The following is a 24,729-nucleotide window of genomic DNA, read 5'->3' on the forward strand; positions in this document are numbered from 1 at the left end:
CCGAACTCAGCAGTGAAACCGCTTAGCGCCGATGGTAGTGTGGGGTCTCCCCATGCGAGAGTAGGTCATCGTCAGGCACCTATACCACGAAGAACCCAGCCACCCGGCTGGGTTTTTTGTTTGCGTGGAAGAAAATAAATAGAGCTGGATAAATGCTATGATGCGCCCCAATGAATTAGGCAGCCATCACCGTTTGTGATGGACGAAATCGAGGTGAAGTGGTGAGCGAAACGGTACCTACGTCATGGTTAGTTTACTGCCGTCCAGGGTTTGAAAATGATGCGTTAGCTGAAATGCAGCATCATGCAGCATTAAACGACGTAGCCTGTGAGAAATTCTACGGCGAAGGGTGGGTAAGCTTAACGCGTCTTGATGGCGAACCGATAAATGAGTTACATCGTCAAGCAGCCTTTAAAAAGCTAATTTTTGCACGCCAAAGCTTAGCGGCGTTGCCCGCTCTCACTCTTTCACGAGATGATCGCCTTACCGCTATTTTGGAGCAGGTAAAGGCTAGTCGATGGAACTTTGAGGAAATTTGGCACGAAACACCGGATACCAATGATGGCAAAGCACTGGCTGGGCTGATTAAGGCGCTTACCAAGCCGCTGGAAAGTATGTTGAAAAAGCGGGGTGCGTTAAGGCGTAGCGCGGGCGCACGACGTTTACATATTTTCTGGACTGACGGTGATCAAGTGCAGCTAGCGATGAGCTTTCCAGGCAATCGTAGCGATTTGATTAATGGTATTCGTCGGTTGCGTTTTCCCTCTCGTGCGCCTAGCCGCTCAACGCTAAAGCTGGAAGAGGCATGGCACGAGTTTATTCCTAGGGATGAGTGGGATGAGCGGTTAGCACCGCATATGCAAGCAGCTGATTTAGGTGCCGCCCCAGGTGGCTGGACATGGCAACTGGTTCAGCGCGGCATGTACGTTTATGCCATTGATAATGGTCCCATGGAATCGCAGTTGATGAAGACCGGCCAGATTGATCATCTCAAAGAAGATGGTTTTACCTGGGAGCCTCCGCAGCGTTTGGATTGGCTAGTCTGCGATATTGTTGATAAGCCAGTGCGAGTGTTAGCCATGGTGGAACGCTGGCTGATTCGTAAATGGTGCAAGGAGGCGATCTTCAACCTCAAGTTGCCTATGAAAAAGCGCTGGGATGAGGTAACGCGTTGCTTAACGGCATTGGAAGAGTCGCTGGAAAAAGCGGGCGTGCATGCGAATGTATCATGCCGTCACCTCTATCATGATCGGGAAGAGGTAACGGTGCATGTAAGGCTTAAGGATTAGCGCGAGTGAAACCGCAGGCTTAATAGCCAGGCTCGTAAATCCGAATAGTTTCATCTTCGGTTAATAGCGGTAAAATACGCTGCATGGCCATTGCCCGCGCTTCGCTGGAGTGCCACTCCTTCCAAGCGCGGAGGTCACGCCATTTGGTAATCATCAGTCGACGATCGGTATGACCAAGTTCTACCAGTGTTTCACCACCGATGAAGCCCCTTACGCCTAGAGAAACGCGCATTGCCTCCCGCGCTGCTTGCTCAAATTCTTCTTCAAGACCGGGCATAATTCGCCGTTCGATGATAACTTTAATCATACTTTCTGTTTCCTACATCGAGGATATTAATGGCTGATAATACGGGTACATTACCCAGCTTTGACGTGGTATTGGATACCTCAGGACTCTACTGCCCAGAGCCGATTATGCTGATGCATAACAAGGTGCGCGATATGACATCAGGCCAAGTGCTCAAAGTGATTGCCACCGATCCCGCCACTACACGAGATGTGCCCAAGTTTTGTCAGTTTTTAGGGCACGAACTGCTTGAGCAGGACACCGCGTCTGAGAGTAACTACCTCTATTTTATTCGCTTAGCATAAACCTTAGAGATAGCGCGAAAACACAAGCGAGGCTCAAATCAACATCATTGATGTTGGCCTCGCTCACTAGGCAGCACAGCATTAAGGCACTCGGCTAATCGCTTGCCACGACCATCATGGCTAGCGCCTCAAGCGTTGCCGGATCTTCTTCCAATATACGATTGGCGATATGGCGCTGGAAAAAGTAAACGGTTTGATGGCGAGCGTGAGCGCTGTAAAGGCACTTATCCCCTAACAAAATCGGTGTCATCGCCGCTTTGTTCTCGTCGGCAAGGAGCGCGTCAAGGCTACCGTCGCTGTAGAGACGCCAGCCGTAAACAGGCTTCATATGCCAGGGAGTGTTGGGGTGATTCATACACAGCGCGTGGGTGCCCAGAGTGTCGGGTATTTGCTGAATGAGAGTGACTTCTCCGGAAGCCTCATAATCAAAATATTCAGCTGCGGCGACTAACTCATGGTACTTATGGTCCGGTGGAGAGTCGAAAATCTCTTCCGTTTCAGGGTCGCGGTAACCCACGAAGTAGCCATTCTCCTGGCTGTTCAGATCATGGCAGGCCGCCAACGTTTCCATCCACGGCACCATGCCAAAGACGCTACCATCTTCTCTTAGCCCCCAGGCTAAAATAGGCATGCCGTAGTAAGTGTCGGGACTCGCAGCGAGTTGGTACACCATCTCTAGCCCATCTAGCTCCGGAGCTAAACGAACTAGGCACTTTTGCGCCTGCTGACGCTGACGCACAGTTTCCAGGTCGATGACCTGGGCAGAGCGGGGTGACAGGGATGCGCCCATTATGTCCCTCCTTGTGCTGCGTGGTCATGACATTGGCGAAGCAAGTTTGGCTTGCTTCATTATTATCCTTGCTTATCCACCTTACCTATCAACCAATAGCACAAGTTGCTCATAAGGTTAAGGGTTCTACGCTTTTTAATTATCTGAGCAAGTTGGAAAGCGAGCTCGTAGCGCTTGATGCTCGGTGAGCGCTTGCTGAAACTGGCCCCAGGGTGCTTGGGCGTTTTCCAGCGAAAGCCAGCGTGCCTGATAGCGCTGAATCGCTATTGGCTTGTCTACCGGCTGCGCGTCAATTAAGCGGTTGATCGCTGTTAGCCACTGTTGGGCAGTGTCTACCAAGCGTTCAAGCGACTGTGGTTCCCAGCGCCTCAAGCAGTGTGTGACATCTTTCTGCTGAGCTAATAATGCATTCGCTTCGGTTAAGCGTTGAGTGGCGAGTAGCAGGGCGCGCAACACTTCGGCGGTCAATGGCTGCTCTTGTAGGGTTTTTAAATGATTTTCGAGGGCTGAGGAGTCTTGCTGCCAATCGAGGTCAAACTGGTGATCCGTCATTCGCTGAAGATAATCAATGGCTTCAAGCTGGCTTGTAATAGTGTTTTCATCGACGGTAGCTAAAGGCTGGCTTGCGCGCGAAAAGCTTTTCACCCATTCGCTGGAATCAAAAATAGCGTTCCAACTGACGGCGGGTAACTGAGCTGTTTTAGTGACCGTCAGCTGTTGCAGGCGCGTTCGGTCTTCATCGCTTAACTGTTCGGGAACATCGCTGTTCCAGCAGGTGCTTAGCCGTTGCCATAGTGTTCGCTCATATAACCACTGCTGGCTAGGAGGTGCTACTCGACCGAGTTGATTGTTACGCGCCGCTATAAGAGAAGTAATTTGGCATTCGCGTAGCGCATAAATATTCAGCATGCTATCCCTTGTTTCGGGAATATCAATAAGCCGAGCAGAGCGCTCAGGGAAATCGCCAATATTCATGGGATTAGCCCGCTCAATACCTGCTTGGTCGAGGTCATTCGCAAGCTGCTGATGGTAGGTCTGCCACTGCTGTTCAGCGGGGTGATCACCACAGCCAGCCAGTAAGGCACTTAGGGTTAGCGCTATAAAAAAATTGCCCCGCCAAGCCATGTTTATCCCTTAATGCTGATACGCTGCAAACGCCAGGCAAGTAGCAGGGCCGCAGTGCTCAAACCCGCAATCAAACCCATCCAATAGCCATGAACCCCAAGTGGAGCAACCATGCTACCCATGCCGCGGGAGCCCAGCCAGTGGCCGCCGCCCAAGCCTACAATCCAGTAGGAGAGTACCGTTATCACCATCACGATGCGGGTATCTTTATAGCCGCGTAAAGCGCCTGCCAGATTGACCTGTAGTGAGTCAGAGAGTTGGAAGATAACGGCCAAGGCAATGATTGAAAGTGCCAGCGACTGTATCTCACTGTTCGAGGTGTAAAGCTCAATAACGGGAATCGCGCTGAACCACAGCAAAATGCTGTTGATAATTGCGACGATCACGCTGATGACAATGCCGTTCCAGGCGACCTGCCGGGCTAAGGCCAAACGCTGTTGGCCAAGCGTGTTACCCACCCGTACAGTCAGCGCCATACTCAGTGACATGGGCAGCATAAACAGAATGGAGGTGAAGCTGAGCGCTATTTGATGAGCTCCCACCGTGACTTCACCAAAACTGGCAATAAAGAGTGCAATGAGCGTGAACAGGGTCACTTCGACAAAAATAGCCACACCAATGGGAACGCCCACCACCATTAATTCACGTATGCCTAGCCATTGGGGCGGTGTCAGTTTTTGCCAAATCGCAACGCTTTTATAAGTGCTTCCCCTGCGCGTGTAGTAAGCCATCGCGAGTGCCATCGTCCACATGGAGAGCGCCGTCGCTATGCCGCAGCCAAAAGCGCCTAAGGCAGGCAGCTGTTGCAAACTAGTGGGAGTCCAGGCACCAAATAAATCAACCAAACCATCGCCGCCGTAGATCAAGAGGTAGTTGGCAGGAATATTCACGCTTAAACCGACCAAGCTTATCCATAGCGCCGGACGGGTGTGATTCATGCCATCGGAAAACGCTCTAAGCGCCTGAAAAAGGGCGATCCCCGGCATTCCAAAGGCGACAGCTGACAGATAGGCGGCAGACTGGCTGGCAACGGCAGGGGGTACATTCATTAATTCAAATATCGGCATGACGACCGACCAGAGCAGTAAGGCCGCGACAACGCCTAGCAGCAGGGCAACCCAGAGCGCTTGGTGTACTGCTGGGCGGATAGCCGTTTGGCGCTGACCACCCAACAAATGTGCCACAATCGGCGTGAGCCCCATCAGGGTGCCCGTCATAAACAGCATCAATGGCATCCAAAGGCTGGAGCCTACCGAGACGGCAGCGAGTGACGTTGCATCATGTCGGCCTGTCATCATGACATCAACAACACTCATCCCTGCTTGAGCCAGCTGAGCTCCGCAAATGGGTAATGCCAAGTAGACCAGAGCGCGAGTTTCTGGCCAATACACCGATTTAACTTGTTGAGTGAAACCGCCCAATGAGAAGGCTCCTGATCGACGAATTAAACTATAAAAAAGCGATAGGCTAGCAGGGAAGCCTATGCCTTGCTGATCTGTATTTAGTTTGCCTCTGTGAGGCAGTTATACTTTCTCAAACGGCAATGATAAACGAGGTCAATTTGAATCACGTGCAGGATCGATGGACGCTGGCCGATATTACCGCGCTCTTTGATGGCATTTTTGCAGAGCATTATCAAACACGCCTAATTCGGGGGGACGATGAACCCCTCTATCGGCCTGCTGATAGCGAAACATCGTATCATCAAATTATTTTTGCGCGGGGCTATTATGCCAGTGCGTTACACGAAATTAGCCACTGGTGTATTGCTGGAGAAAAACGCCGCCAATTAGAAGATTACGGCTATTGGTATTCGCCGGACGGGCGTAACGCGGAGCAACAAGCTGCTTTTGAAAGCGCAGAGGTTGCTCCACAAGCGTTAGAGTACCTATTTACCCAGGCGTGTGGCCGTCATTTCCATGTCAGCGTGGACAATCTGGGAGGCGATACAGACGTGGATCGGGAAGCTTTCCAGCAGCGCGTTATGGTTCGGGCAGCGCGCTACCAAGATGAAGGCTTACCCCTACGTGCCAAAGCCTTTTGCCATGCATTGAATGTTTACTATCAACAAGGGCAGAAGCTTGAAACAGCTATTGCTCAAGGACTTGATAGGTTGCTATGCACACGACTATGTTGAAGTTGTCTACTATGTAGGTGTTACGAATCATAAGGAGGGAATCTCATGACTCAGCACAATCCAAACGGATCAGCCAAGGATGTGGTTGACACCCTAACCACAGATCATCAGGAAATGATGGCGCTGGCAGGCCAAATTAAAGGCTCAAATGACCCACAGTGGCGTAGAGATATGGCGGATACCTTGATCGCTGAGGTAATGCGCCATGCTGTTGCCGAGGAAATGTACGTTTATCCGGCAATAGAAAAATACATACCGAATGGAACCGAAGAGGTTGAGCACGACAAACAAGAGCACGATGAAATTGTTCAAGTAATGAAACAGCTGGAAGATTGTAACGCCGTCGATCCGGTTTTCATGGCGCAGCTCGAAAAGTTAGAAGGATTGTTAAGTCACCATGCAGACGACGAGGAGTCACAGCAATTTCCTAAGATGCGCACCCATATGTCCGGTGCCCAACTCATTGAACTAGGTGAAAAAGTAGAGCAGGCCAAAACACTGGCGCCGACTCGTCCGCACCCCAGCGCTCCTCATTCAGAACTCTTCCACAAGAGTGTGGGTGCAGGTGTAGGCATGGTTGATAGGCTTAGAGACAAGCTCACGAGGCGGAAAACGAAGTAAATAAACAAAGGATTTATACAAGCTTAATTTAGATGCTGGTGACCGCAGACAGTTTTTTAGACGACTTTTGCTAGATATTTTCCTGAAAAGGTAAGGGGGAGCAATGCGCCACTTAGTGGCGCTTTAGTTTACCTGCTTCAACTCGTGGGTAATATCAGCCATGCTGTGGTAGTGATGGTCGCTAAACTGCTTCAGCAGTTGTATTTCCTGCTTACTCGCATTTCGATAGGCATGATTGATTAGCTGCTCACGCGTGGCTGGAAAGCTTATTCCATCGAACAGGCTAGCAAAGCGAGCTGCGGATGGGGCTTGCATGGCACGCTGGCCGCCAGTCTTGCTTGGCTGGTTGTGGGGCACGTCTTCATGAGTACGCAATTCTCCGAAGGCACGCGCGACCTCGGCAGCATCGCGATACTCCTGGTCGGGTAATTGCCGCACGATGTCATACACCTCTTGCTCATCGTCACTCAGTGCATCGACGAGTTCGCTGCGTGTTTTCGGGAATTCAATCCCTTTCAGCGCTTTTTCAATATCAGCCGCAGAGACCGCCTGTTTTGGGTGAGAAGTGAGCATATGCCGCTCGTAAAGTGATTTTTGCTCGAACTCAGCCCCGCATATTTCGCAAGTAAACTGTGCCATCAGCGTATCTCCCCCAGCGCTTTTTGGATATCTGCCATCGTTGCGTACTTTCGGCTGGGAAATTCCTTTAATACGTCAATAACGTCATCTGTGGCATGGTTGGTTTTGGCCTGTTTAATCAGGTCCGCCTTGCTGCTCGGTAAATCGATGCCCTTGAGTGCCTTGGTAATGCCAGCCGCCGATGCCGAATCAGTGGCTGCCTTGCCACCGCGCTCACCGCCTTTGCTGCGATCGCCTTCGGGTTCCTTGGCTTCTGGCTGCATGTGCGGCTCGGTGAGCTCGCCACCTTCCAGCGCTTCATTGGGCCACTCGCGCTTTTTCAGCCCTAACGTCTTGAATAGGGCCGCCTTGCCGGTGATGGAAATTTGCTCTTCGGCGAGGTTGTCATGCGCTCCGATGAGCAGAAGTTGAGCATCTTCGTAGTCGAGCAGCCCGCTATCGTCAATATCCAGCCAGCGTTTGTCGGCGAATTTTTCTATTAAGCGCTTGGGGTAGTTCGGTTTAGCGTCTGGAAAACCGGGGACATCAAGGGAGGGGTTGCGCACCGAGATGATATAACTTGCCTCGGCAAGAATCCCCAGTTCCGCCTGCGCTTTGCCGGGTTTCGTGGGGTTGGTGAGCCGATAAGCCAAACGCGAACTGTTGTGACGCTCAAAGATAGCGTAGCGCCCCTCTCCAACGGGAATGGCTTCGCCCTGTTCCTGCTCGCCACGGGTTTTGGTAGCGTACTCGAGCGGCGCTAGCGCCTCGCCAATGTTTGTTGGCTTGCCTATCATGTCGTTCATCATCCACTCTCGTGCGGTAGACGATGGCTTGCCATGGCTAATCTCAGGCATGCGCTTTTTGCCCACCAGGAATAATCGAGCGGTATCTTTATCGTCTGGCGCTAGCACTAAGTAAAGGCGCTGAACGTCTTCAATGTTTTCGACCCGCGGTGTATTGACCTTGGGCCGATAGAAAAAATAGATATCTCCCTTTTCAACATAATCCTTCATCTGTCACCTCCTGTGTAGAAATGGCTATGTCGTTAAGATGGAGTCCTCAAAAGCGTGTCCTACAGCTATCTTTCTAAACAAAGCCTCATTATGGGTTAGCAGAGGATTTTCCTTCGTGCAAACGTATCCTAGGCTATTGGTAGCTAATGCCTAGTCCTCTTCAGTAAGGCGCTGGTGCATCGAGAGCATAACCTCAAGCTCATGTTCTGGACGCATCGGCTCTAAGCCCAGCTCGCTGAACGTTTCACGCCGCTGGCGATGCCATTCGCCAGGAGTGATTGAAGGGTAGAGCACCGATGCCGGGGCTAGCTCTACGAAAGGATCCAGCCCATAGGTATCAAACAGCCGTGCCAGTGCCGCTTCGTCGTCGCCGTTGTCGCTGGTATACAGCGTGGCGGAGAAGTGGTCGTTCTCAAGTTCGCGAATCACTTCCAGAGGACTAACCCCCAGGCTCTCCAGCTCTTCCATGCTGTAGGCGCCCAGGGCATTGGTGTCTTCCTTTATCCAGCTATCATCCGGCTGAATTAATGTTTGCTTCACTCGGCCATCGGGCAGCGACCAAGCAATGGCGAGCGGTAAGCCATCGTCTTCGCCCGTTTCAATGGCAATAAACCCAGGATAATCGGCCACGCTAGTACTCCTATTATGATTCTGCGGGAAGACGGAAAAAACGCTTGGCAGTTTGGGTGGTGGCGTTGCCTAGTTCAGTTTCGTTGATGCCGTGCCACTGAGCAATCTCGCGCACTATCCAAGGTAACAAAGCGGGTTCATGGCGGCGCCCTTTGAGTTTTGTAGGCAAGTTACGGGGTAGCAAATAAGGGCAGTCGGTTTCAACCATTAAACGTTCAAGAGGAATATCACTCACCAATGATCGCAGGTGATGACCGCGCCGCTCATCGCAAATCCAGCCCGTTAACCCTATATGCAAGTCTAGGTCGAGATAACCAAATAGCGTATCGCGGTCAGCAGTGAAACAGTGAACCACCGCGTGGCTGATGTCGTCTCGCCATGCATGCAGAATTTCGCGCATCCGCTGGCCCGCATCGCGCTCGTGTAAAAACAGCGGCAACCCGCTTTCGACCGCGAGCGCCAGCTGCGCTTCAAACGCACGCTCCTGCTCCTGGGGCGTCGAGAAGTTGCGATTAAAATCCAGCCCACACTCGCCCACAGCCACTACTTCCGGTAAGGCATGCAGGGCCGCCATGGCGCGCTCAAGACCTGCATCCCACTGGCTGGCGTCATGAGGGTGTACACCCGCCGTGGCGTACAGGCCAGGATACTGTTTGGCCAACTCGACGGCTTGCTCGGCGTGGGCAAGATCGGTACCGGTAACGATCATGCTCGTTACCTGCGCTGCCAGGGCACGTTGTATAACCGCCTCAAGATCACGTCCAAAGCTTTCGTGGGTTAAGTTAGCGCCGATATCCACCAAAGGGGCACTAGGCCGAAACTGTAGTGCTTCGGGTAAAAAATCATCGGCATACGCAGTGGTCAAAGGTGTCTCCCATTCAATATGAAAAGGCACCATTGTAACGGTATGCGCGAGCATCGACTAATGCATCAACGTTCCCCCTACCAGCGCGCTCATGCGTTACACTGTGCGCCTCACGACTAAGGAGGACACCGCGTGACCCTGTTACGACTCGAACAGCTGCAACTCGCCTACGGCACCCATGTACTACTCAATCGCGCCGACCTGACGGTTGAAAAAGGCGAGCGGCTGGCGCTGGTCGGGCGCAACGGCACCGGCAAGTCCACTCTGCTGAAGCTGGTAGCGGGGGATATTCTGCCCGACGATGGCTCCATTTGGCGCGCACCTGGTCTCAAGATCGGCGTGTTGGCTCAGGAGTTACCCGAGTCATCTGGCTTGACCATTTTCGATATGGTCGCCCAAGGGCTTCCAGAAGCCGGAGAGCTGCTCTCCGAGTACGATCATCTTATCAATGATCCTGACCCCGATATGGATCGCATGGCGACTCTGCAAACGCGCCTGGAAGCCATTGATGGCTGGTCATATCACCAGCGTATCGATACGGTGCTCACGCGCTTAGGCTTGCCACCTGAGGCTGAGATGAGCTCGCTCTCCGGTGGCTGGCGCCGCCGAGTAGCGCTGGCGCGCGCTCTGGTTGCTGAGCCCGATCTGCTGCTGCTTGATGAGCCTACCAACCATTTGGACTTAGACACCATTGCCTGGTTGGAAGAGCAACTGCTGGCCTTTAATGGCGCAGTACTGCTGATTACGCACGATAGGGCGTTTCTTTCCAAGCTGGCGACCAATATTCTGGAGCTGGACCGTGGCCAGCTAGGGCGATACCCCGGCAAGTACGAAGAGTATCAGGCCCGTAAGCAGCATGAGCTTGAAGTGGAAGCACGGGAGAACGCCGAGTTCGATAAAAAACTTGCTCAAGAAGAAGCCTGGATTCGTCAGGGCGTTAAAGCGCGGCGTACCCGCAACGAAGGCCGAGTGCGCGCGCTGGAAGCGATGCGTAACGAACGCAGCCAGCGCCGTGAGCGCCAGGGTAATGCCAACTTGACGGTGGATCGCGGCGAGCGCACCGGTAAGCGCGTGGTGGAGCTGCAAGGCGTCACTCAGCGTTTTGGCGATGATGTAATACTGCGTGATATTAACCTTGAAGTACTGCGCGGCGACCGTATCGGTTTCCTGGGGCGTAACGGCGCGGGCAAGACAACCCTATTGAAAATCCTGCTGGGCGAGCTGGAACCCACTGAAGGCAAGGTGCAGATGGGCACCAATCTAAAAGTAGCCTATTTCGATCAGCTGCGTGCCGGGCTGGAGCTGGATAAAACCGTGTATGACAACGTTGCTCAGGGCAGTGATCGCGTCAGCGTGGGCGGTAAAGATCGACATGTGATGAGTTACCTGCAGGACTTTCTGTTCACACCTGAGCGGGTACGCCAACCGGTGAAAGCGCTCTCTGGTGGTGAGTCCAACCGCCTGCTGCTTGCCAAGTTGTTCACTCAGCCAGCTAACGTGCTGGTACTTGATGAGCCGACCAACGACCTCGACATGGAAACCCTGGAGTTGCTTGAAGAGCTGCTTCTCGATTTCGATGGCACGCTGCTGCTGGTTTCCCACGACCGTACTTTTATGGATAACGTGGTAACCAGCATGCTCGCCTTTGAAGGCGATGGCGTGGTGCGTGAATACGTGGGTGGCTATACCGATTGGATTCGCCAGGGCGGCAAGTTGCCTCCAGCGCCTTGGGAAGGGGCGGCGCGTCAGCGTACTGAACCCACCTCAGAAACGCCTAAAAAGGTGGCCGAAGCTCCTGCTGCCCCGGCTAAGAAAAGCGTTAAGCTCTCCTACAACTTGCAGCGTGAGTTAGATGCGCTGCCCGCTGAAATAGAACGCCTTGAGAGTGAAGTAGAAGCGCTAGAGAGCGAGATCGGTGACCCAGCGTTTTATCAGCAAGAAGCAGAAGCCGTTACGGCTAAACTTCAGTCCCTTGAGAAAGTGCAGAAAGCGCTAGAAGTAGCCATGGAGCGTTGGATGGAGCTGGAAGCGATGGCCGCTGGGGAATAGATGTAGCAACGATAAAAGGCGCCGAACAGGCGCCTTTTTCGTAGCGATATAAAGCAAGGGTTTACTCGTCGCTTTTCTCGCCTTTTTTGCCCACGCGTACCGCAAGAACATCGCACTGAGCACCGTGCAGCACGCCAGTAGAGGTTGAGCCTAGCAGTAACGCAAAACCATGACGACCGTGGGAGCCCACTACGATCAAGTCCACATCATGCTCTTCGGCAAACCGGTGGATTTCGGTATCGGGCATACCCACGACAACATGCTGGTCAGCCTCAGCAATATGCGGCGCGGCAATTTCGGCTAAGCGTTTTTTGGCATGTTCATCCAACTGGTCTTGGATGCTGGTCAAATCCATCGGTATATCACCACCATAGGCAAACCCAAGCGGTTCCAGGGTATGCATAATGGAGATTTTGGCTTGATCGTTGCGTGCTGCGATCGCAACGGCACGTTCCAGGATTTTGTGGGAATCTTTGGTTAAGTCAACGGCAACTAAAATGTGGTGATAGCTCATGGCATATCTCCTTAGCGTGGATAACACTAGTTCACAAAGAATAATGGAGACTCTTTGTTCAATGACCGTTACTTTAGATGGCGTGCTTTATTTTAACAATGATCAGTGTTTTAACCATGACGTGTATCAAAACAACGACCTGAGTCATGAAGGTTAGAATAGCTTATACATTGTGGCTCACGTTAGAGGAAATGTAGAGATGGAATGGCTAATTATTATAGCAATTTCGATGTTTGTCATCGCACCGGTGATGTGGCTAAAGCCCAGTCCACGCCAGAGGCGCCAGCAGACGCTGCGCACGCAAATTGCCAAGCAAGGCGTAACTATCAAACTGGAAAAACCACCGCTTCACCACTTTAAAGGGACGATGCCTGCCTACCGGTGGCACTATCCTCAGTCAGCACCTGGGCCGGATTTCCTTTTGGTCAGAGATAGCAATGCGAGTGAAGCTTTAGCACCGTATCATGCGGGCTGGCGTTGGCGAATAGCCCCGTTGCGGCCGCTTCCGGATAATGCCGAGATACCGTTAAAAGCACTGCTTGAGCGTTTGCCACAAGACGCGCTGGTGATACAGTCGACTCCCTTCGCGCTGACCCTATGGTGGTGGGAATCGCAAACCGCTGAACGATTCACGACATATTTACCTGAGTTTAAGCAACTGATTGATACTCTTCAGGGCCATGTCGATCGGCCCACCGGTCAACCGCTCAAAGGGACAGAGCAGACTGCGCCAACCTCAAAGAATGATCATGAGGCTGGGCCGTCTTGATCCCGGGCCTGAATGGCTAACCCGTTGGCTTCAATCACCGCCAGCCATTCATTGAGCTGTTCAAGGTTCTCCTCGCTCAAGCCTGCAAACATCTCTTTACGCGCCTGCTGGGCAACACTGTCGATTTTTTCCAACAACGGCATAGCGGCTGGCGTCAGATAGATACGTTTGCTACGGCGGTCATTGTCACAGGCACGGCGTTCCACCAAACCTTGCTCTTCAAGCTGGCCGAGAGTGCGCACCAAGGACGGTGCCTCAACACCAATGGCGCGGGCAAGATCGCACTGTGGGTGTCCCTCGCCCATACGCCACAAGTGATAGAGCGTGACCCAGCGCGTTTGCGTTAAGCCTAAGGGAGCAAGTCGTCGATCTAGAATTGAACGCCATAGATGCGGCAAGCGTGCGATACGAAAACCAATCGTTGAAGCCATAATTAACTAGCTACCAATAAGTGTGAGTAAGCGAATTGTCATAAGCTGCGCCACTGAATGCAAGGCGATTAACAATTCAGTCATCCGGTTGCGCCTCTGCATCATTAGTACGGCCCGGTACAAAGCGCCGTAAGTTCAATCCGCTTAAGCCACTGGCGTGTATTTCTCCATCGGCTAGAGAAGCCTGCTGGCTATCCTCTGCCACCTCAAAGCGTATTAATCCTAAGCGTTGCCCAGTGCTTGTCATAATGTCGATGCGCCACTGCCCGGTTGGATCTTCTGGAAAGTTTTGTTTGTGACTCCATGCGCGGTATCCCTGCTCGCGTCCGCCGTTGATGTTCAATTCCACTACGTCCATTGGCTCACCATTATGATGCCAAGCGTGGGTAATGGTTTCACTCAGTCCACGCGGTGCTCTGATAGCGGTATACACATAGAGCCCATTATCGCTAATGGCCTGGGGAGTCAGCGTCATTGAGCCTTGGGGTAAGCGCTGCTCGACGTCAAACCCAGGAGAGAGAGCACTGCTGGTCATCCATAGGCTGGCAGGGGGTACCCAAATGCGCCCTAGCCAAGCGCCGTACGCTAACACCAACGTTAAGCCAAAAAAGGCGCACCAGCGCTTGAAAGAACTTTGCTTTAGTAGATGCCAAAAGCTAGGGAGGGCGACCACGACCGTGATCCCGAGCGCTAAGAGTAAACTTTGCCCGGTGGTGAGGTGTACCATGATCGGTAACGTCACGAGCAATACGAGAAACACGCACATGGCGTGGAATAAGAAGTAAAGGCTACGCCATCGTTCGGAAATTTTAAAATAGATGGGATCGATGATAGATAGTAGCGCCATCACGCCCACAAGCAGTGCAAACAGCGTCTGGCCACTATTCCATACGGTAGTAACTAAAATAAACGGCAGCGTGAAAAAAAGCGTTTCCTGGTGAATCATCTGGGCAATAAACGTCGTTACGCCTCTTGGTGGCGTTGGGTGGCCACGACGTTTTAGCCAGCGGCTGATTAAACCTTCGGAAAGCAGTAGCGTCCAGGCGAACAAAAGCCCTAGCGCGAGGGCAGCCCCCAGCCACTGTTGGCGATCGACCAGAAAGAAACTGCCTAAACCGGCAGAAAATGCCATGGGCGGCCATAGCCAGCTCCATGGCTTTAGTCGCTCGACAATGCTTTCTATATGCCGCTGAACGGTGGCAATGCGGGATGGCGTGAGCAGTGCGCCCATAGACAGTTAACCTGCAAAATAATTGGAAGCGTGATCCTAGCAGCATGAACGCCCGCAGGGGAGTGCTGGTCTCAGTAGATGGATAAATTAGCCAAAAGTCAGGGCTTGACGAACACAGGCAACTCAACCAAGCTAAAGCAATCAAACGGCCGTATGAAATCGATTGGGTTGTGTTGACCGTATATTTCTATTGGTCGAATAAAAGTGTGGCGGGTTCCTTTTATGGAACCAACCCGAATTGTGGAGAGAGCGCGGATGATCTACCAAGGCAACGCCATCACGGTGACACGTCGTGACACCCCGAGTGGCAATGACATCGCTATGCTCACTTTTGATCTGAAAGGTGAGTCCGTCAACAAACTATCCAGCGCAGTGGTGGCAGAGCTGGGTGAAGCCGTCAAAGCAATCCAAGCTGAAAATAGTTTAAAAGGCTTATTGATTGCTAGTGGTAAAGAAGTGTTTATCGTCGGTGCAGATATTACTGAGTTTCACACCCTCTTTGATAAAGGTGAAGAGTATCTGGTTGAGATGAATCTCAAGGTACACGATATTTTCAACGCCATCGAAGACCTGCCTTTCCCCACCGTTACCGCGATTAATGGGTTGGCCCTAGGGGGCGGCTGTGAAGTACTGCTAACCACCGATTTTCGCGTGATGAGCGAGAAAGCCAAGATTGGCTTGCCAGAAACCAAGCTCGGCATTTTGCCCGGCTGGGGCGGCTGTGTGCGCCTGCCACGTATTATCGGCGCTGATAACGCTATCGAATGGATCGCTGGCGGTACTGAAAATCGTGCTGATGCCGCGTTGAAGATGGGCGCTGTGGATGCCGTGGTGAGTGCAGAGCAGTTGGAAGACGCCGCGCTGGATATCCTTGATCGCGCCAATGCAGGTGAGCTGGATTATCAGGCGCGTCGTGCTGAAAAGACCAGCCCGCTGAAGCTCAACCCGATTGAGCAGATGATGGCGTTTGAAACCGCCAAAGGGTATGTCGCTGGCAAGGCTGGGCCGCACTATCCCGCGCCGGTTGAAGCGATCAAAGTGATACAGAAAGGCGCTGGTGAAGAGCGCGGCCGTGCTCAGGCAATTGAAGCCAAGGCTTTCGCCAAACTGGCGCTAAGCAGCGTAGCGTTCAACCTGGTCGGCCTGTTTCTTAATGACCAAGTGGTTAAAAAGAAAGCCAGCAATTACGAAAAACAGGCGCAGCCGGTGAAACAAACGGCGGTATTGGGCGCGGGTATTATGGGCGGTGGTATTGCCTATCAGAGCGCTTCCAAGGGCACGCCGATCCTGATGAAAGACATTAAGGACGACGCGATAGAGTTAGGCCTGAAAGAAGCCCGCAAACTATTTGCCAAACAGGTAGAGCGGAAGAAATTCACGACCGAGCAAATGGCTGAAAAGCTCACCAACATCCGTCCGACGCTCTCTTACGGTGATTTTGATAACGTCGACCTTGTTGTTGAAGCCGTTGTTGAGAATCCCAAGGTCAAAGACGCGGTACTTACCGAAGTGGAAGGCGTGGTGGGCGAGAACACTATTCTCACCTCCAATACCTCAACCATCTCGATCAACCGCTTGGCGCAAAACCTAAAGCGGCCTGAAAACTTTTGCGGTATGCACTTCTTCAACCCTGTGCACCGCATGCCGCTGGTGGAAGTTATCCGTGGTGAGAAAACCTCGGACGCCGCCGTGGGTGCCACCGTGGCCTACGCTCGCGCCATGGGCAAAACGCCGATTGTAGTTAACGACTGCCCCGGCTTCTTGGTCAACCGTGTACTGTTCCCCTACTTTGGTGGCTTTAGCTTCCTAGTTGAGCAGGGCGCTGACTTCCAGCGCGTTGATAAAGTGATGGAGAAGTTTGGCTGGCCGATGGGGCCTGCCTACTTGCTTGACGTGGTCGGCCTTGATACCGCCGTACACGCTAATGAAGTCATGGCCGAAGGCTTCCCTGATCGTATGGCGCGCGAGGGCAAAACCGCTATCCAGGTCATGTACGACAATGACCGCTTGGGCCAGAAGAACGACAAGGGTTTTTACGCCTACGAAGAGGACAAGAAGGGTAAGCCGAAGAAAGTGACCGACGAAGCGGCTTACGCCTTGGTCAAAGAGGTGGTGAAGGAGCACAAAGAGTTTTCCGACGAAGACATCATCGCTCGCATGATGGTGCCGCTCTGCTTGGAAACCGTACGCTGTTTGGAAGATGGCATTGTAGCGACGCCGGCTGAAGCTGATATGGCATTGATCTATGGCATCGGCTTCCCGCCATTCCGCGGTGGCGCTCTGCGCTACATCGATGCGATGGGCGTGGCTGAGTTTGTGAAACTCGCAGAAGGGCTAGCCGAAGAGCTGGGGCCGCTATACGCGCCGACCGATAAGCTGCGTCAGATGGCTCAAAACGGCGAGTTATTCTATTCCAACGATAAGTCTGCCAACCAAGCCTAACCACCACGTATAGGAGATAAAAGATGAGTTTGAGTCCGAGAGATATTGTGGTGGTTGACGGTGTCCGTACCGCCATGGCGAAAGCCAAGAATGGTGCTTTTCGTAACGTTCGCGCTGAGAACCTCTCCGCTGCGGCCATGCAGGCACTATTTACGCGTAACCCAAACCTAGACCCGTCGGAAGTTGATGATGTGATCTGGGGCTGTGTGAATCAAACGCTTGAGCAATCAATGAATATTGCTCGCAATGCGGCGATTATGACCGGTATTCCCCGTTCGGTACCTGCGCAAACGGTTAACCGTTTGTGCGGTTCTTCGATGACGGCGTTGCATATCGCGGCGGCCAATATCAAAGCGGGCATGGGTGATTTCTTTATCATCGGTGGCGTGGAGCACATGGAGCACGTACCCATGGCCCACGGCGTTGACGTCAACCCGGCGGCCAGCAAATACGCGGCCAAAGCGGCGATGATGATGGGCTTGACCGCTGAACTGCTGGGCAAAATGCACGGTGTTTCCCGAGAAGAGCAGGACAAGTTTGGCGTGCGTTCCCACCAGCGCGCTCAAGCGGCGATGGAGAAGGGCTACTTCGATAATGAAATTATCGGTGTTGAAGGCCATGATCAGCGCGGCTTTAGGGTGATGGTTCAGCGCGATGAGGTTATTCGCCCCGACTCTACCCTGGAGTCTATGGCGAGCCTCAAGCCGGTATTTGATCCGCGCAACGGTACCGTGACCGCGGGTACGTCCTCGGCGCTTTCTGTCGGCGCCTCGGCAATGGCAGTGATGAGCTACGAGCGCGCTCAAGCACTGGGCTTAGAACCCATCGCGCGAGTGCTTTCGACCGGTGTGGCGGGTTGCGATGCGTCCATCATGGGGTATGGCCCAGTGCCAGCGTCCAAGAAAGCGCTTAAAGCTGCTGGTCTCTCTGCCGCTGATATCCAAACGGTTGAGCTCAACGAAGCGTTTGCCGCTCAGGGTATTCCAGTGCTAAAAGACTTAGGTTTCCTGGATGCGCTGGACGAGAAGGTTAACCTCAACGGTGGTGCCATTGCCCTTGGGCACCCGCTGGGTTGCTCGGGCTCGCGTATCTGCACCACGCTGTTGAACGTAATGCAGCAGCGCGATACCACCCTGGGCTTGGCGACCATGTGTATCGGCATGGGGCAGGGCGTTGCAACGGTGTTTGAACGACTGAAATAACCATAGCGCTTAGGTACTTAAACGGCATCCTTCGAGGTGCCGTTTTTATTTGTCAGGTTTTTGTTCAGAAAAGCACTATTCAGGTTCAGATTGAAAAGCCGTGCGGTGAAAATCCGCTGCGGCTTGTACTTCCGCAATACCGCAGGTATCGGGTACCGGTACTGTGTTGCCCGCCAGAACCGCGAGCACCGCCCTTGTACCGTTGGCCAGTGACTCAAGGTTGTAGCCGCCCTCTAATATGAATACCAAACGGCCCTCGCAGTGCTGTTCGGCCAGCTGTTGCATAAAGCCGGTTAGCGCGCCAAACCCTTCATAAGAAACGTTGAGCGCTAAGTCATGCCAGTGTGGGTCAAAGCCTGCAGAAACTAAGATGATATCCGGTTTAAACCAGGCAGCCGCTGGCGCTAGGATGTCGCGAAAAGCTTTTAAATACGCTTCATCACCGGCGCCAGCGGGTAGGGGGACGTTGATGGTGGTGCCTTCGCCTAACCCAGCGCCTACCTCTTCAAGATGGCCAGAGCCGGGGTAGAAAGGCGCTGCCCGGTGAATATCAAAAAACATCACGTCGGGCTCTGCCCAGAAAATATCCTGGGTACCGTTGCCGTGGTGGGCGTCCCAATCAACAATGAGCACTCTTTCGCAACCTAGCGCGCTGCGGGCATGGGCTGCCGCCACAGCTACATTGTTAAACAAGCAAAAGCCGCGGGCGCGAACAGGTTCGGCGTGGTGTCCCGGCGGGCGCACAAGAGCAAAGGCGCTTTTAGCGCGTTTTTCCATCACTGCTTCCACTGCGGCAATAGCCGTTCCAGCGGCGACTTCAGCGGCATCAACGCTACCCGGTGAAACCGCGGTGGTGTCCACATCCAGCCAGGCATTTTTGCCGCGCAGGCTGAAAATGTCGCTTAGATAGGAAGTGGTATGCACACGCGCTAACTGCTCATGGGTAGCCGCTTTACCCCCTTCAATTTTTAAACCTTCAATGGGGGCTCTCTCAAGCAGCTGTTGAATAGCGGTTAATCGCCCAGGGTGCTCAGGATATTTCCAAGGCACAGGTAAGCCAGCAAGCAGATGGCGAATACGCTTATCGATTCGCTGAGGTAAAAAATCGGCATCAATGTTGGGTTCGTGAGCGAGTACGCGATTATCATAAAAGGCAATGACGTTGTGCATAATGGCTACCTAAGAATCGTGCGTTGATTACTCTCAATCGCACTGAATGCACGAAGTGCTTACCTGCAGTAAGGCAGGCTGCGCGTTTTTATACAATGCCGCTTTCAACACTAAATGCTAAGGTCATGCTAATTTCTTCTACTTGATCTGCAAACGTTGGCTGCCATTCACCGCGTAAAATGAGAGGGGGCTGTACCCAGCGCCAGCGTAAGCCAGTCACGATGCTTTCTACTGCGCGCTGAGTGCCCGTGCCGTCATGGCCTGCACGGATATAGAGCGCACAGGGCAATCCTTGCTTTTTTTCTAGAACAGAATAGTAGGTGCGGTCAAAGAAATCTTTTAGCGCGCCACTCATATAGCCCAGATTCTCCGTGGTACCGAGCAGGATGGCATCGCAGGCTAGTACATCCTCTGGGCCTGCCTCCAAAGGCGCTTTCACCACACACTGCACCTGCTCAAGATCGGGATGGCTAGCGCCCCGCGCGGCCGCTTCGCGCAGAAGGCGGGTGTTCGCCGACGGGGCATGAGCAATCACTAACAGTTGTTTACTAAATTCATTACTAAGCTCAGCATTCATAGCAAAGACCTAATTGAAATGTGGGGCAGCAAGGGGTTGCGCCACATAATGAAAATGCCACACTGCTTAAGAGTCTTAAAGTTGAGAAGCAATATGTCCAGTAAGACATTGATCAATGTCTATTACGATGCCCAGTGCCCTCTTTGTCGACAAGAGCGTCGGCGCTATGAGCGCTGGTCGGGTCGCCATGCAAAAGATATCGGTTGGCTTGACGTAAGCGAAAATGAGCAAGCTCTATGTGCAAAGGGTGTTGACCCTGCAGTAGCGCTACGCTCTCTGCATGTCGAAACCGAGCAAGGTCAATTAATAGAAGGTATTGACGCCTACCGTTTGTTGATGAAGCGTGTTCCGTTACTGGTCCCGGTCGCTTGGCTGATTGGCTTGCCTGGGATTAAACCAGCACTGCGAACCCTTTATGATGTGTGGGTAAAGCGTCGCCTACAGAAACAGGGCCGGTGGCCTCTCTAATGTCTAGCAAAGGAAGCCTGACAATGCAGCGAAGTGCGCTATATCTAAGGGTGGTAGGGGTAGGTGTAAGCTTATTGCTCGCGGGCTGTGCCGGTGGACAGCATCCTTCGCCCACCCCTAGCCAGACAGCGGCTGATGCACCGTTAGCCAGCCCGCAACCCGCGCCTGCCGCCACGACAGCGCCGGAGGCCGCCACGGCGAGTGACTGGGTGCCGCCGCTATTTATCAGTCCCGAAGAGGAAGCGTCCTACTATGTTAGCCGTTTGGCAGATCGGCGTTTTGTGACCAGCTACGGTGATCGTGACAACCGTCGTCCCTGGTACATTGCCGCTGAGCAATTAGGCGAAATAGGGCTTCCTGCTGTTCCACTGCTGTTTGCTCGGTTGAACACCAGCGATGCGTATGAACAAATGCTGGTTCTCTACGCGCTTCAGCTAGCCACTCAAGATCCTCAGCTAATGGTTCGAACAGGTGGCGATTACGTTCAGTTAGGGGTAGTACTTGACCCCACACATAATGCTGAGAATGTGGCGTCTGCTCAGCAGTGGTGGCAACAACACGCTGAGCAGGTGACCCGCTGATTAATAGCCTTCACACTCAGCAGCGGCTCATCAGATAAATCAAGGCATCAGATAAACCAAGGCCCATCAGATAGACCGAGGAGAAAAACATGGCATTTGCACTTTCATCAATGCAGGTTACCAGCCCAGCGTTTGCTGATCATCAAGCGATTCCTTCCAAGCACACTGGTGAGGGGGAAAATGTTTCGCCTGCCCTAGCTTGGAAAGATGCTCCCGAGGGAACCCAGGGTTTCGCTGTTATCTGTCACGATCCAGATGCTCCTTTGGTCAAGGATGGCAGCTACGGCTTTGTACATTGGGTGCTCTATAACTTGCCCGCAGATACCCATGAGTTAACTGAAAAGAGTGTTGTGGGCACTGCTGGCGCCAATGATAAAGGCGGAGTTGGTTACTTTGGCCCGATGCCCCCTGAAGGGCATGGTAAGCATCTTTATTATTTCTGGGTGTTGGCGCTGGACCATCAAACCTCGCTGCCTGAAGGACTAACGCTTGCCGAGCTACTCAAAGAAATAGAGCCTAATCTGCTAGGCATGAATCGTTTGGTAGGCACGTATCAGCGTGATTGATCGCATCTGCAAAAGTAGACAAGCGGAATAATCCGTGTAGGCTCCATCGCTTTCTTAGGCCTTGAATCAGCCTTTTCTATTAGCCAAGCGATGGAGCCATCCCATGAGTGATCTGCCTAACTGTCCTGCCTGCGCTTCCGAATTTAGCTACGATGATGGGCTTCAATACGTCTGCCCAGAGTGTGGCCACGAGTGGTCAAAGGTAGCAGAGGAGAGCGCTGAAGAAGCTTCAGGCGTGCGCGATGCTAACGGCAACATGTTGGTCGACGGCGATAGTGTCACGGTGATCAAGGATCTAAAGGTTAAAGGCAGTTCACTGGTGGTTAAAGTGGGCACCAAAGTGAAAAGCATCCGCTTGGTAGAGGGCGATCACGATATCGACTGTAAAATTGACGGCATCGGCTCGATGAAGCTTAAATCTGAATTTGTTAAGAAAGCCTAGCGTTAAACCAGGCAGTCAAAAAAATAGCCCTCTGATGTCAGGGGCTATTGATTTATCAGCCCTCGACTTTTACGCAGTGGTATTAATTTGCGTACCGACGCTTCCACTTGTGGCCAGTTGTGGGGCCTGGGCAACGCTGTCCATTAGCGCAGTAATATGCGCTGCTTGTCCGTCTAACGCCTCTTTAAAAACGTTAAACTGGGCCTGCTGGACGACTTGCACCTGCTGCATCGCCATTGAGGCGCTGACCATATTGTTGACTGCTGAATCCATCTTTTAATCCTCGAATAGCAAGCCGCCATCCAGAGCGATGGCACTCAATACTCAATCGAAATTACCAGATGCTGTTCGTACATGCAAAGCGATAGCCAGCAGCAGTATAAAGCTAATAGCTTTTTTAAATGATAATGATTGTTGTTTTTGATGCGATTAGCGTCGATCGTGCTGTTATTTTGCTCAAATTGCCAACCATTTAACTCAAGGGCTTCACATCAAATTTATACAGGACTAAAATGGTACTCAATTGATGCAGCCAACCAGTTGATTGACTGCGTACCAAGCACATAAAAGGGGAGTCGACATGCTCAAGCTTTCTCGGCTGACAGACTATGCCGCTGTAGTGATGGCACAAATTGCCCGTCACTCCCAAGCATCACATGCAGCGGCCGACTTGGCTGAGGCTGTGCAGCTGCCACACCCCACAGTAAGTAAAACACTTAAAATGTTGGCACGTGCGGGACTGTTGGTTTCCCAGCGTGGTGCGCAAGGCGGTTATCGCTTGGCGCGGCCAGCATCACAGATTACGGCAGCTGACATTATTGCGGCGATTGAAGGCCCTGTTGCCATGACCGAGTGTAGCCAAGCGGAAGGCGATTGCGAGCTTGTGGCTACCTGTGGTGTGGCTGACAACTGGCAGCGGGTTTCATTGGCGATGCGAACGCTGCTTGAAAGCGTGACCTTAGCGCATTTAGCCGATACAGCACCCATAAAATTGCCGGTGCAACTACCTATTCAAACGATCAGCCTGTCGGCGGCGTCGGCCTAAGCGCGGCGCAAGCACAGCAGGCCTACTTTATTATTAAAGGCGATAATCTCGCCACCCAACTGCCCGGAGGGTATCACCATGGCAAGCGAAGAAATGGAACAGTTGGTTCGTCGCGAATACAAAGACGGCTTCGTAACCGATATTGAAAGCGACACCCTGCCACCTGGCCTGGATGAAAACACCATCGCCTTTATTTCCAAGAAAAAGGGCGAACCCGAGTGGATGCTGGAGTGGCGCTTGGATGCCTATCGTCAGTGGTTGAAGATGGAAGCGCCATCCTGGGCGCATCTCGATTACCCACCGATCGATTACCAGTCGATCTCCTATTTCAGTGCGCCCAAGCGCCCGGAAGACCGCCCCCAGAGCCTGGATGAAGTCGATCCCAAGCTGCTGGAGACCTACGAGAAGCTGGGTATTCCGCTGCATGAACGCGCCGCGCTGGCTGGCGTTGCCGTTGATGCAGTATTTGACTCCGTGTCGGTAGCCACCACTTTCAAAAAGCAGCTTGGTGAAGCAGGGGTTATCTTCTGCTCTATCTCCGAGGCTATCCGCGACTATCCGGAACTGATCAAGCAGTATCTAGGCACCGTGGTGCCGGTGGCGGATAACTACTTCGCGGCGCTCAACTCAGCGGTCTTCACCGACGGCTCTTTCGTATTCGTGCCGGAAGGCGTGACTTGCCCGATGGAGCTGTCTACCTACTTCCGCATTAACGCGGCCAATACCGGCCAGTTTGAGCGCACGCTGATTATTTGCGAAAGCCGCGCCCAGGTTTCCTACCTGGAAGGCTGTACCGCGCCGATGCGTGACGAAAACCAGCTGCACGCTGCAGTCGTTGAGCTGGTCGCTCTGGACGATGCCTACATCAAGTACTCCACCGTGCAGAACTGGTATCCCGGTGATGAGAATGGCAAGGGCGGTATCTACAACTTCGTTACTAAGCGTGGCGACTGCCGTGGCGACCGTTCACGGATTAGCTGGACTCAAGTTGAAACTGGCTCGGCGATTACCTGGAAATACCCTTCCTGCGTACTGCGCGGCAAGGACAGTATTGGTGAGTTCTACTCCGTTGCGGTAACGAATGGCCGCCAGCAGGCCGACACAGGCACCAAGATGATTCACATTGGCGAAGGCACCCGTTCCTATATCGTGGCTAAAGGTATCTCCGCCGGTCGCAGTGATCAGTCCTACCGCGGCTTGGTGAAAATCGGCCCGCGGGCCAAAGGGGCACGTAACTTTACTCAGTGCGATTCGCTGTTGATTGGCGATAAGTGCGGTGCGCATACCTTCCCTTATCAGGAAATTGGCAACAGCACGGCGACTATCGAACACGAAGCGACCACCTCGAAAATCGGTGAAGACCAGCTGTTTTACTGCCAGAGCCGCGGTATCTCGGAAGAAGACGCGGTCAGCATGATTGTGAATGGCTTCTGTAAAGACGTTTTCCAAGAGCTGCCGATGGAGTTTGCCGTGGAAGCGGAAGCGCTGCTCAACGTCACCCTGGAAGGCGCGGTAGGTTAATCGTTAGCCGTTTAGACTACTTAATTATATCAGTGTCGC

At 52.8% G+C, this 24,729-nt stretch carries 28 protein-coding genes and 1 rRNA gene; 15 read left to right on the forward strand and 14 right to left on the reverse strand.

Annotated features, from left to right (window positions below):
* Both rrf and rlmM read left to right on the forward strand, forming a co-directional pair.
* Positions 1-77: ribosomal RNA gene (rrf, locus tag HUO07_RS22280) — 5S ribosomal RNA — on the forward strand; the annotation flags it as partial.
* 141 nt (positions 78-218) lie between these two features.
* On the forward strand, positions 219-1,289 hold the full coding sequence (rlmM, locus tag HUO07_RS17210) for a 23S rRNA (cytidine(2498)-2'-O)-methyltransferase RlmM (protein ID WP_176304581.1): 1,071 nt from the start codon (positions 219-221) through the stop codon (positions 1,287-1,289).
* 19 nt (positions 1,290-1,308) lie between these two features.
* Here the strand turns inward: rlmM and HUO07_RS17215 are convergent, their stop codons facing one another.
* Entirely contained in the window at positions 1,309-1,596 is a 288-nt protein-coding gene (locus HUO07_RS17215) for an antibiotic biosynthesis monooxygenase family protein (protein WP_101145289.1), read from the reverse strand.
* 29 nt (positions 1,597-1,625) lie between these two features.
* Between HUO07_RS17215 and tusA the strand changes: the two genes are divergently transcribed.
* Positions 1,626-1,880 carry a sulfurtransferase TusA gene (tusA, locus tag HUO07_RS17220; protein WP_035556892.1) on the forward strand — a complete coding sequence of 85 codons (255 nt, stop codon included), beginning with the start codon at positions 1,626-1,628 and terminating at the stop codon, positions 1,878-1,880.
* A 94-nt stretch (positions 1,881-1,974) separates the two neighbouring features.
* Here the strand turns inward: tusA and HUO07_RS17225 are convergent, their stop codons facing one another.
* The 3 genes from HUO07_RS17225 to HUO07_RS17235 all read right to left on the reverse strand — a co-directional run bounded on the left by HUO07_RS17225 (position 1,975) and on the right by HUO07_RS17235 (position 5,216).
* The gene (locus HUO07_RS17225) at positions 1,975-2,670 is read right to left on the reverse strand and encodes a hypothetical protein (protein WP_176304582.1); all 696 of its coding nucleotides are present in this window, start codon (positions 2,668-2,670) and stop codon (positions 1,975-1,977) included.
* 135 nt (positions 2,671-2,805) lie between these two features.
* Positions 2,806-3,795 (reverse strand): DUF3080 family protein, encoded by a 990-nt coding sequence (locus tag HUO07_RS17230; RefSeq protein ID WP_176304583.1) that lies wholly within the window; start codon positions 3,793-3,795, stop codon positions 2,806-2,808.
* Between the two features lie 2 nt (positions 3,796-3,797).
* Positions 3,798-5,216 carry an MATE family efflux transporter gene (locus HUO07_RS17235; RefSeq protein WP_176304584.1) on the reverse strand — a complete coding sequence of 473 codons (1,419 nt, stop codon included), beginning with the start codon at positions 5,214-5,216 and terminating at the stop codon, positions 3,798-3,800.
* A 122-nt stretch (positions 5,217-5,338) separates the two neighbouring features.
* On the opposite strand from HUO07_RS17235, the gene HUO07_RS17240 reads away from it, so the two are divergent.
* Entirely contained in the window at positions 5,339-5,932 is a 594-nt protein-coding gene (locus HUO07_RS17240; RefSeq protein ID WP_422822703.1) for an elongation factor P hydroxylase, read from the forward strand.
* 45 nt (positions 5,933-5,977) lie between these two features.
* Entirely contained in the window at positions 5,978-6,553 is a 576-nt protein-coding gene (locus tag HUO07_RS17245) for a hemerythrin domain-containing protein (RefSeq protein ID WP_176304586.1), read from the forward strand.
* 123 nt (positions 6,554-6,676) lie between these two features.
* Here the strand turns inward: HUO07_RS17245 and HUO07_RS17250 are convergent, their stop codons facing one another.
* From HUO07_RS17250 to HUO07_RS17265, 4 genes are all read right to left on the reverse strand, one after another.
* Positions 6,677-7,192 (reverse strand): DUF2795 domain-containing protein, encoded by a 516-nt coding sequence (locus HUO07_RS17250; RefSeq protein ID WP_176304587.1) that lies wholly within the window; start codon positions 7,190-7,192, stop codon positions 6,677-6,679.
* Positions 7,192-8,187, reverse strand: a complete 996-nt coding sequence (locus tag HUO07_RS17255; protein WP_176304588.1) for a DUF2795 domain-containing protein — start codon at positions 8,185-8,187, stop codon at positions 7,192-7,194. Before HUO07_RS17255 ends, HUO07_RS17250 begins: the two co-directional genes overlap by 1 nt.
* 150 nt (positions 8,188-8,337) lie before the next feature.
* The gene (locus HUO07_RS17260; RefSeq protein ID WP_008959945.1) at positions 8,338-8,817 is read right to left on the reverse strand and encodes a hypothetical protein; all 480 of its coding nucleotides are present in this window, start codon (positions 8,815-8,817) and stop codon (positions 8,338-8,340) included.
* A 13-nt stretch (positions 8,818-8,830) separates the two neighbouring features.
* On the reverse strand, positions 8,831-9,715 hold the full coding sequence (locus HUO07_RS17265) for a TatD family hydrolase (protein ID WP_422822705.1): 885 nt from the start codon (positions 9,713-9,715) through the stop codon (positions 8,831-8,833).
* Between the two features lie 99 nt (positions 9,716-9,814).
* Between HUO07_RS17265 and HUO07_RS17270 the strand changes: the two genes are divergently transcribed.
* Positions 9,815-11,731 (forward strand): ATP-binding cassette domain-containing protein, encoded by a 1,917-nt coding sequence (locus HUO07_RS17270; protein WP_176304590.1) that lies wholly within the window; start codon positions 9,815-9,817, stop codon positions 11,729-11,731.
* 61 nt (positions 11,732-11,792) lie between these two features.
* Here HUO07_RS17270 and HUO07_RS17275 read toward each other — a convergent pair whose 3' ends face one another.
* On the reverse strand, positions 11,793-12,245 hold the full coding sequence (locus HUO07_RS17275) for a universal stress protein (RefSeq protein WP_008959936.1): 453 nt from the start codon (positions 12,243-12,245) through the stop codon (positions 11,793-11,795).
* A 199-nt stretch (positions 12,246-12,444) separates the two neighbouring features.
* Here HUO07_RS17275 and HUO07_RS17280 point away from each other — a divergent pair, with 199 nt between their 5' ends.
* A complete protein-coding gene (locus tag HUO07_RS17280; protein WP_176304591.1) occupies positions 12,445-13,014 on the forward strand; it encodes a preprotein translocase subunit YajC in 570 nt (189 codons plus the stop codon).
* Here the strand turns inward: HUO07_RS17280 and slyA are convergent.
* A complete protein-coding gene (gene slyA, locus HUO07_RS17285; RefSeq protein ID WP_035556925.1) occupies positions 12,993-13,445 on the reverse strand; it encodes a transcriptional regulator SlyA in 453 nt (150 codons plus the stop codon). The genes HUO07_RS17280 and slyA overlap by 22 nt on opposite strands.
* A gap of 76 nt (positions 13,446-13,521) precedes the next feature.
* Entirely contained in the window at positions 13,522-14,676 is a 1,155-nt protein-coding gene (locus HUO07_RS17290; RefSeq protein ID WP_176304592.1) for a DUF5924 family protein, read from the reverse strand.
* Between the two features lie 255 nt (positions 14,677-14,931).
* On the opposite strand from HUO07_RS17290, the gene fadB reads away from it, so the two are divergent.
* Together fadB and fadA are read left to right on the forward strand one after the other, a co-directional pair.
* A complete protein-coding gene (gene fadB, locus HUO07_RS17295) occupies positions 14,932-17,118 on the forward strand; it encodes a fatty acid oxidation complex subunit alpha FadB (protein WP_176304625.1) in 2,187 nt (728 codons plus the stop codon).
* Positions 17,119-17,141: 23 nt separating this feature from the next.
* Positions 17,142-18,320 carry an acetyl-CoA C-acyltransferase FadA gene (gene fadA / locus HUO07_RS17300; RefSeq protein ID WP_176304593.1) on the forward strand — a complete coding sequence of 393 codons (1,179 nt, stop codon included), beginning with the start codon at positions 17,142-17,144 and terminating at the stop codon, positions 18,318-18,320.
* Positions 18,321-18,395: 75 nt separating this feature from the next.
* Here the strand turns inward: fadA and HUO07_RS17305 are convergent, their stop codons facing one another.
* A complete protein-coding gene (locus HUO07_RS17305) occupies positions 18,396-19,490 on the reverse strand; it encodes a histone deacetylase family protein (protein ID WP_176304594.1) in 1,095 nt (364 codons plus the stop codon).
* 88 nt (positions 19,491-19,578) lie between these two features.
* The gene (locus tag HUO07_RS17310) at positions 19,579-20,067 is read right to left on the reverse strand and encodes a flavodoxin family protein (protein ID WP_176304595.1); all 489 of its coding nucleotides are present in this window, start codon (positions 20,065-20,067) and stop codon (positions 19,579-19,581) included.
* A gap of 93 nt (positions 20,068-20,160) precedes the next feature.
* On the opposite strand from HUO07_RS17310, the gene HUO07_RS17315 reads away from it, so the two are divergent.
* From HUO07_RS17315 to HUO07_RS17330, 4 genes are all read left to right on the forward strand, one after another.
* Positions 20,161-20,535 (forward strand): thiol-disulfide oxidoreductase DCC family protein, encoded by a 375-nt coding sequence (locus tag HUO07_RS17315; RefSeq protein WP_176304596.1) that lies wholly within the window; start codon positions 20,161-20,163, stop codon positions 20,533-20,535.
* A 23-nt stretch (positions 20,536-20,558) separates the two neighbouring features.
* On the forward strand, positions 20,559-21,116 hold the full coding sequence (locus HUO07_RS17320; RefSeq protein WP_176304597.1) for a hypothetical protein: 558 nt from the start codon (positions 20,559-20,561) through the stop codon (positions 21,114-21,116).
* A gap of 89 nt (positions 21,117-21,205) precedes the next feature.
* Complete coding sequence (locus HUO07_RS17325) at positions 21,206-21,682, forward strand: YbhB/YbcL family Raf kinase inhibitor-like protein (protein ID WP_176304598.1); 477 nt, start codon at positions 21,206-21,208, stop codon at positions 21,680-21,682.
* A 103-nt stretch (positions 21,683-21,785) separates the two neighbouring features.
* Positions 21,786-22,124, forward strand: a complete 339-nt coding sequence (locus HUO07_RS17330) for a zinc ribbon domain-containing protein YjdM (RefSeq protein WP_176304599.1) — start codon at positions 21,786-21,788, stop codon at positions 22,122-22,124.
* A gap of 69 nt (positions 22,125-22,193) precedes the next feature.
* Here HUO07_RS17330 and HUO07_RS17335 read toward each other — a convergent pair whose 3' ends face one another.
* The gene (locus tag HUO07_RS17335) at positions 22,194-22,397 is read right to left on the reverse strand and encodes a putative motility protein (RefSeq protein WP_008957031.1); all 204 of its coding nucleotides are present in this window, start codon (positions 22,395-22,397) and stop codon (positions 22,194-22,196) included.
* A 307-nt stretch (positions 22,398-22,704) separates the two neighbouring features.
* Here HUO07_RS17335 and HUO07_RS17340 point away from each other — a divergent pair, with 307 nt between their 5' ends.
* Both HUO07_RS17340 and sufB read left to right on the forward strand, forming a co-directional pair.
* On the forward strand, positions 22,705-23,169 hold the full coding sequence (locus HUO07_RS17340) for an SUF system Fe-S cluster assembly regulator (protein WP_008957030.1): 465 nt from the start codon (positions 22,705-22,707) through the stop codon (positions 23,167-23,169).
* A 78-nt stretch (positions 23,170-23,247) separates the two neighbouring features.
* Positions 23,248-24,690: a Fe-S cluster assembly protein SufB gene (gene sufB / locus HUO07_RS17345; protein WP_176304600.1), complete on the forward strand. Its 1,443-nt coding sequence runs from the start codon at positions 23,248-23,250 to the stop codon at positions 24,688-24,690.
* The last annotated feature ends 39 nt before the right edge of the window (positions 24,691-24,729 follow it).

Source organism: Vreelandella maris (assembly GCF_013371085.1).
GTDB classification, from domain to species: Bacteria; Pseudomonadota; Gammaproteobacteria; order Pseudomonadales; family Halomonadaceae; genus Vreelandella; species Vreelandella maris.